Source organism: Chamaesiphon sp. VAR_48_metabat_135_sub, from assembly GCF_031418915.1.
Classification (GTDB): Bacteria; Cyanobacteriota; Cyanobacteriia; order Cyanobacteriales; family Chamaesiphonaceae; genus Chamaesiphon.
Genome location: NZ_JANOJV010000086.1, coordinates 1 through 7252, shown reverse-complemented (window position 1 = coordinate 7252; position 7252 = coordinate 1). Strand labels below are relative to the sequence as shown.

Sequence of the window (7252 nt, the reverse complement as noted above, 5' to 3'; positions counted from 1 at the left end):
TAAAAACCGCATGTGTGATTTAGATGTGTGACAGCTTATTCGATCGCTGTTCAATTCGTCCCATCTCTCATGAAAAAACACCTCCTCTCGCTCTTTGGCACTGCGATATGGTTCCTCCCCACCATCGCCCAAGCCCAGACTTACACCCCTTCCAACCGCAATCCAGTAGCCGATAATAGTCAAATTGGGACGATCGTAAATCCCACCGGAGCGAATAACTTCAACATCGATGGTGGATTGCGGCGCGGGCAAAATTTATTCCATAGTTTTACCGATTTCTCCATCCGCGCAGGCGGCTCGGCTAACTTTACCAATCCAGCGGGAAATCAATCGATTATTACCCGCGTGACGGGGAATTCATTTTCGGATATTAACGGGCTATTAAATACTAATGGGGCGAACTTTTTACTGATAAATCCTAATGGGGTGGTATTTGGAACAGGTGCGAAATTGGATGTCGGGAAGGCATTTGTGACGAGTACAGCGAGTGGGATCGATTTTGTCGATGCTCAGGGACGAAATTATAATTTTGGAACGAACAGAGCAGGGGATGCACCGTTATTAACGATCGATCCGAATGTTGCTTTCAATCCGGCGAGATTGATAATCGGTGGAAGTGGGAGTAAAGGAATCGAAAATTATGGGGCTTTAGAAACTAAGAATCCGAACCAATATATCGGATTAATTGGTGGCAATGTCACCTTTGACGGGGGTAAAATAAATGCTCCCAGTGGGCGAGTAGATCTGGGGGGACTATTAGCACCAGGAACAATCGGATTGGGCGTAGAGGGAAATATACTCAGAGCGCAATTTCCAACGAATGTGACACGAGGGGATGTATCTTTTAATAATCGAGCGAGGGTAAGTGTAGCTGGCTCTGGAGGTGGCGATATTGCCATCACTGCTCGGAATTTAGATCTATTGGGCGCAAGTGTTGTCAGGGGAGGTATTGAAGAAGGTTTGGGCACACCAGCATCTGTTGCCGGAGATATTAAACTCGATGCGACAGAGGCAATAGTTATCGTCGGCTCCGGTACTGCCATCGCCAATAACGTGCGCTTCAATTCACGGGGTAATGGTGGTAATACGACTATTAATGCTGGTTCTTTCTCTTTACGCGACGGTGCTCAACTTCAATCCTCAACTTATGGACAGGGAAATACTGGAAATGTGACCGTGACAGCTAAAGATGGTGTTTCCCTCGTCAATGCTAATATTTTCAGCAACATCGAATCTGGTGGTGCGGGTAAGGGCGGTAATATCGAAGTCAATGCTGGTTCCCTCTCGCTCCAAGATGGTGCTCAACTGCAAACCATTACTAATCAGGCATCGGATACCCAGCCAGCAGGGATAGGGGATGCGGGGAATATTAAGGTCAAAGTGAGTGGGGCTATCGATATTGCTGGCACCAAGGACGGATCTTTCAGTGGGATTAACAGTTCCGTGCTAGGGGGGGCAGTTGGGAAAGGGGGCAATATTACCATCGATGCTGGTTCTTTGTCTGCGCAAGACAGTTCTTTGATTGCCGCTGCAAATTTGGGACAGGGTCATGCGGGCGAGATCGATATTAAAACCCAAGGCAATATTACGCTCTCTGGCACGAACGATCTGCAAGCTATTTTGAGCGATCCTAACGATTCTCGGTCATTTATTACTACACAGAGCAATGGACAAGGCAATGCGGGTAAAATATCGATCGAAACACCTGGCAAACTATCGCTTTTAAACCGAGGGGTGATTTTTAGTACGATAAGTGCTCAAGCTATTGGCGATAGTCAAGGAATTAGTATTAAGGCTAGTGAAGTAGAATTGAATAATTATGCAAAAATTGCTGCTGCTACTTTCGGTCGAGGTAATGGGGGAGATATCGGGATCGTCACCAGCGGCGATTTAACCATAGCTGGGAAGTCTTTTATTTCCACCAGTACTTTTAATACTGAGAATAATCAATTTCAAGGCAATGCTGGCAATATATCTCTTGATACTGGTAACTTTAAGCTGCTTGACAGCAATATGTTTTCAGCAACATCTAGAACTGGTAATGCTGGCAATATCGGGATTAAAGCTAGAGGTGATATCACATTAGCTGGAACAGCTACTTTCGTCAATGACCAACCTACTAATATTAGCAGAACCATTATAGCTAGCAGTAGTTTTGGGGTGGGTAATGCTGGCAAAATATCGATCGATAACCCTTCTGGCAAATTATCATTGAGCTTTGCTAGTATTGGTAATTCGATCGGAGAAATTGATGCTAAGAATACAAGTGGTATCAGTCAGGGGATTACGATTAACGCGCATGAATTAGAACTGAAAAATAATAGTTTTATTAGCTCAGACTTATTTGGTAAAGGTCGGGGTGGAGATATTGATATTAAGACCACTGGTGATATTACTATCTCTGGAAACAATAATTTCGATTACAAAAAAATTACTCAATTTAATATATCAGCTATATCCAGCAATACCTACGGCATTGGTGATGGTGGCAAAATTTCGATCGAGACTCCAGGTAAGTTGTCGTTAGATAGTACTGCATTTATTTTTAGTATTGTAGCTAAAGATGCTCAAGGTACGAGTAAAGGGATTAAAATAAATGTGGGAGAATTAAATTTAACTAATTTTGGTTTTATTTCATCAGACACACAGGGTAAAAATCCAGGTGGTGATATTGATATTGTTACTACAGGAGCCGTAAATATTAAGAATGGAGGGATCGGTGCTAATAGTGTCAAATCGACGTTTTCAATCGATTTACCTGGCATTGGCACTCGCTCGGTTAGTTCGACAGGTGAGGGAAAAGCTGGAAATATTTCGATCTCAAGCGATCGATTGAACCTGGACAGTGGTGTGGTTTTTGCGATTGGCAATAGCGGTTCAGGTGGCAATATCACGCTCAATCTCAGTGATAAATTGCTCTTACGAAATGGTAGTCAGATTACAACTAGTTCTGGCGCAGATTTTGGTGATGGTACTGGTGGCGGTAATGGTGGCAATATCACCATTAATAGTCCGCTAATCGTCGCTTTACCAGTTAACAATTTTGGTAGCAATGACATTGCCGCTGATGCTTATACTGGCAAAGGTGGTAATGTTAAGATTACCAGTCAAGGATTATTTGGTATCCAATATCGTGCCACCGATTCGCGATTCACTAACGATATTACTGCTAGTTCTGATTTCGGACAGAGTGGGAGCGTCCAGATTAGCACCCCAGGTACAGATCCAGGCAAGGATAAGGGCGAACTAACTGGGCTTCCCAATGATGCGAGTAAACAAATCTCCCAAGCCTGTGGAGCGAGTCAGTGGGATAACAAATTCTATATTACTGGACGCGGTGGATTGCCGCCAAATGCTAGCGAACCCCAGGAGAGTGACGCGCTGTGGGAGGATGCGCGGGCGGTGAAGACTAAACCAGCTACTACGGCAAGTCTACCACCAAAATATCCACCACCCGCGATCGGTTGGGTATTTCAACCGGATGGACGAGTGCGACTAATTGCTGCTCAGACAACAGTGGGAGCGACGGAACCCAGGGTGGGGTGTCCGAGTAAGTAACCCTTTATTGCTGTAAAATATGTCCTGCACCCTACACCCTATACCCTAATGTGGCGAATCACCATCAACTGTTCTGCTGACGACTGGCGCATTAGTGGCACAGCCTTCAAAGATCTGGCAGCAAAATATCCAACTACGTTGCTGTCATCGAAAAAAATGCATGGTGACGAGCGGCGGATTATGGAATATCGGATTGAAAACGTCAGTGATGCCGAAGACTTTACTGAAGAATGTATGATGCTATCAGGTTTTACGGCGATATTTGAATCTCTTTGAAAAAGGACGAGTTGGTGCGGAAGATCGGTTATTCTTCGCCAACGGGCAATTCTCAGTAAAAACTCTTAAATATCACCCAATCTAGATTTTCGTCATGTTATGATAGCTCGTAAATTGTAGCTTGTAACTTGTAAGACCGTGAATATTCATCGACTTGTATTTGCTGGACTCTTGGGATTTATTGCCACCACCAGTCAACCTCAAATTACACTCAGCTATACTGCTGAGAAGATCAGCAGTATCGCCAAGGAAGTAACCGTTACGGTTGATTCCGAACAGGAGAAGGGTTCAGGCGTAATCATCGCCCATCAAGGTAATGAGTACACGGTTTTAACCAATTGGCACGTGTTGCAATCTAACGATACTTATACTGTCAAAACCAAAGATGGTACGCGACATCAAATTCGTCCGGTTTCGATCAAGCGAGTTGCTGAATTAGATTTAGCAGTTTGTACTTTTGTTAGTAATAAACTTTATCGAGTTGCCGATTTGGGAAATTCAGATACGATCGGGGAAGGAAGTACGCTATATGTTACTGGTGCTCCGGCTAATTTAGAAGGAATTTCTAGTCGGAACTTATTAGTAGTTGGCGGTCAATTGGTTGGCTACGATCCAACAGGCAGTAATGGTTATACCCTAATTTATAATAACAATACAATGCCCGGAATGAGTGGTGGCTCAGTGATGGATAGTAACGGTAATTTAATCGGTATTCATGGTAGAGGTTCGCGAGATACAAACAAGATTAAATCTGGATTTAATTTAGGTATTCCGATCAATTCATTTGTCAGCAATGCCAATCGGTTGGGAATTAAATATACACTCGATCGACCCAGAATCGACGGTCAAAATTCTCCAGTCCTAATTTCCCCAAAATTCACTCGAGGTAGACCTAGCACGATCGATGGATCTGAAAATGCACCTGGAGCCTGTGCTGGTGAAAAATGTTAATTAAACAAACAATCTCTAAGTAAAGCACAGGCTAGCGAAATAAGTTAGTTAACTATATTTTTTGCTAGCCAGTATTTTTACTAATGTCATTCAATCCCACCCACTCTTATAGTGGAAGAGTTAAGACCTAAAATAATTTATATGGTTTCGTCTAAATTTTGGCAATCGGTATCAGTAAGTACACTAATCATTTCAGGGTTGACATTAGGTCTGAGTCACCAAGTTTTGGCTGGTGTTGACTTACCTGAAGATAAACTCAATACAGAAAAAAGTTTGAGATGGGGTGGCGCAGGATTACCTTCTGACGATGTTGTCACACTTCGCGATGCACTGGTTAATTCAGTAGTGGGTAAAGTCGTCATCGATAAACATGGGGAAGATAATGGCAAAGAAGAGGCGACTGGATTCCTAGGAGGACTATTTAATTCACTAACAGTTAAAGATCCATTTGGAGAACCACAGCCAGGAAGAATGACTATTGTGACCCTTTGGGGTAGCAAAGAGGAAGGCTGTTTCGTGAAAGCACTAGTCCACAATGCTCCTAAAGGTGATGGTGGAGATGCCAAGGGTTTTGTTCCAGTTAGACTGGAAGTAGGAGTTGGCGATCGAGTCGTCAAATTGACACCTGCATCTAAAGGTGTCGCAAGAGCTGCAAGTAGCAACTATACATATGTCAAAGAATACACAAGTAATTACACTCCAATCAAAGCAGAAGGATCGCTCTACTTTGCTGAAAATACATTTGCTGTGAATGCTAAAGTTGCTGACTTATTTAGAAATGCACCCAAGGGCGATGCCAAGATTCGACTTACTTTTGCTAATGGTGATACCAAAATATTTCCAGTCGGTCAGAAGAATGTCGCTCGTTGGCGCGATAGCTACGATTACAATCCTAGTTGTCAGGCTAAATAAACCATTGAATTTGGCGATGCAAGACTGAAACCTTCGTCGTAGTTTAAATCAATGCAGCCTCCAGAATGTCAGGTCGATTCTGACATTCTGGGGGCTATCTCTGTACAATTGGTTGGGAACAAAGGCAATACGTCCATAGTTGTAATAAATCGTCGGCAAAGTCTAGTATTCGCACGGTGACGCATCATCATCCCAAATTACTATAATTGAAAAATTGCTTGGGTCGGTTGTTTGAGACTCCGATTGCCGACCGTAGGCTACGCCAACGAACAACGCCATTTTGGGATTAACATTCACACAATCATGCTCTCACAGGTCATCGATCCTCTTCAACTTCGATCTCCGACTGAAGATCGCGCTCTACCAGTCTTCAGGCTAGGTAACAATTCAATTGCTGTCGATCGACTCCTGCGGGAGTTAGATGAATATCAAATCTTACCCCAACTGCTCCAGGAGATCGAGATCGATCGACTCGTAGCACAAACAGCTCTAGAATTAGCGATCGACCTCAATTATAGCAAGTCAGAATTCGATCGATTGTCTGCCCAAATCGATCGAACACCCTTATTGTGCGGGATGAACTCCTCGCAATTAAAGGCAATCGTCGATCGAGAACTCAAATTGCAGAAGTTCAAACAGGCTAATTGGGGCGATCTAGTTGAGGCTGCTTTTCACAGTCAAGAACGCCAACTCGATCTGGTAGTTATCTCGATTCTCACTGTTAGCGACAGCTTGATGGCGCGGGAATTATTCTTTCGTATCCACTCCAGAGAGCAATCATTTGCCGAAATCGCGCTCGACTATTCCGAAGACCGATATGCCAACAATGGTGGTATTTTGGGGCCAATCTCGATGAAAACTCTAGCTCCCGAAATCGGACAGGTAGTCATTAACTTACAACCAGGCGACTTGTCCTGCCCTTTCTCGATCGGTGAAGCCCATCTCATCCTCCGTCTCGATGAATTGCACCCTGCTCAATTGGACGAGCGAACACACCAATTGCTCCTCGACGAACTATTTGCTAACTGGGCTAAATTACAATTTTCCAGCCAGCTAAATTAGATGAATACTACAATCACACGCTCGATCAATCCCGATTTAACCATCTCTCATTTGACTAGATCGATACTGCTCCCGCGCTATCTACGAGCAGTAATTATCGACGAAACCCTCGCAACATGGCAACAATCCCTAGCAGATCGGGCATTTGCTGTCGATCGCGATTCATCTCCGCAAATTGATAATTCAACTAATTCGGGAGACGCTCGCGCCAATCTTTTACAACAATATAAACGAGCCGAATGGGGACATTTAATTGGTTCTCGGTTTTTGCAGCGAAAATCACAACTCGATCGAGTTTTATTTTCAGTGATTCAAGTTGCCAATCTCAATATGGCTCAGGAGTTATATTTTCGGATTCACGAACAAGGTCAATCCTTTACCCATCTGGCCACAGAATATTCCGAACATCCCACCGCCCACAGAGGTGGCTGTGTGGGACCGATTTCTGGAACAGAATTACACCCCCTAATTTACCACCAGACAATTGGGCTAA

At 43.8% G+C, this 7252-nt stretch carries 6 protein-coding genes; all 6 read left to right on the top strand.

Annotated features, from left to right (window positions below; translation table 11 throughout):
- Nucleotides 1-69: 69 nt before the first annotated feature.
- Entirely contained in the window at nucleotides 70-3558 is a 3489-nt protein-coding gene (locus RMO55_RS06785; protein ID WP_310425198.1) for a filamentous hemagglutinin N-terminal domain-containing protein, read from the top strand.
- A 48-nt stretch (nucleotides 3559-3606) separates the two neighbouring features.
- A complete protein-coding gene (locus RMO55_RS06780) occupies nucleotides 3607-3834 on the top strand; it encodes a hypothetical protein (RefSeq protein WP_310425195.1) in 228 nt (75 codons plus the stop codon).
- A 138-nt stretch (nucleotides 3835-3972) separates the two neighbouring features.
- Nucleotides 3973-4785, top strand: a complete 813-nt coding sequence (locus tag RMO55_RS06775; RefSeq protein WP_310425192.1) for a serine protease — start codon at nucleotides 3973-3975, stop codon at nucleotides 4783-4785.
- A 141-nt stretch (nucleotides 4786-4926) separates the two neighbouring features.
- Nucleotides 4927-5697, top strand: coding sequence for a hypothetical protein (locus RMO55_RS06770; protein ID WP_310425190.1), 771 nt, complete (start codon nucleotides 4927-4929; stop codon nucleotides 5695-5697).
- 243 nt (nucleotides 5698-5940) lie between these two features.
- Nucleotides 5941-6759, top strand: coding sequence for a peptidylprolyl isomerase (locus RMO55_RS06765; protein WP_310425188.1), 819 nt, complete (start codon nucleotides 5941-5943; stop codon nucleotides 6757-6759).
- A partial coding sequence (locus tag RMO55_RS06760; protein WP_396134202.1) for a peptidylprolyl isomerase occupies nucleotides 6760-7252 on the top strand: 493 nt, incomplete at its 3' end.

Bases quoted from the DNA above. Each gene is read 5' to 3' on its own strand.
- RMO55_RS06785 (WP_310425198.1), top strand. From the start codon at position 70: ATGAAAAAACACCTCCTCTCGCTCTTTGGCACTGCGATATGGTTCCTC.
- RMO55_RS06770 (WP_310425190.1), top strand. From the start codon at position 4,927: ATGGTTTCGTCTAAATTTTGGCAATCGGTATCAGTAAGTACACTAATC.
- RMO55_RS06780 (WP_310425195.1), top strand. From the start codon at position 3,607: ATGTGGCGAATCACCATCAACTGTTCTGCTGACGACTGGCGCATTAGT.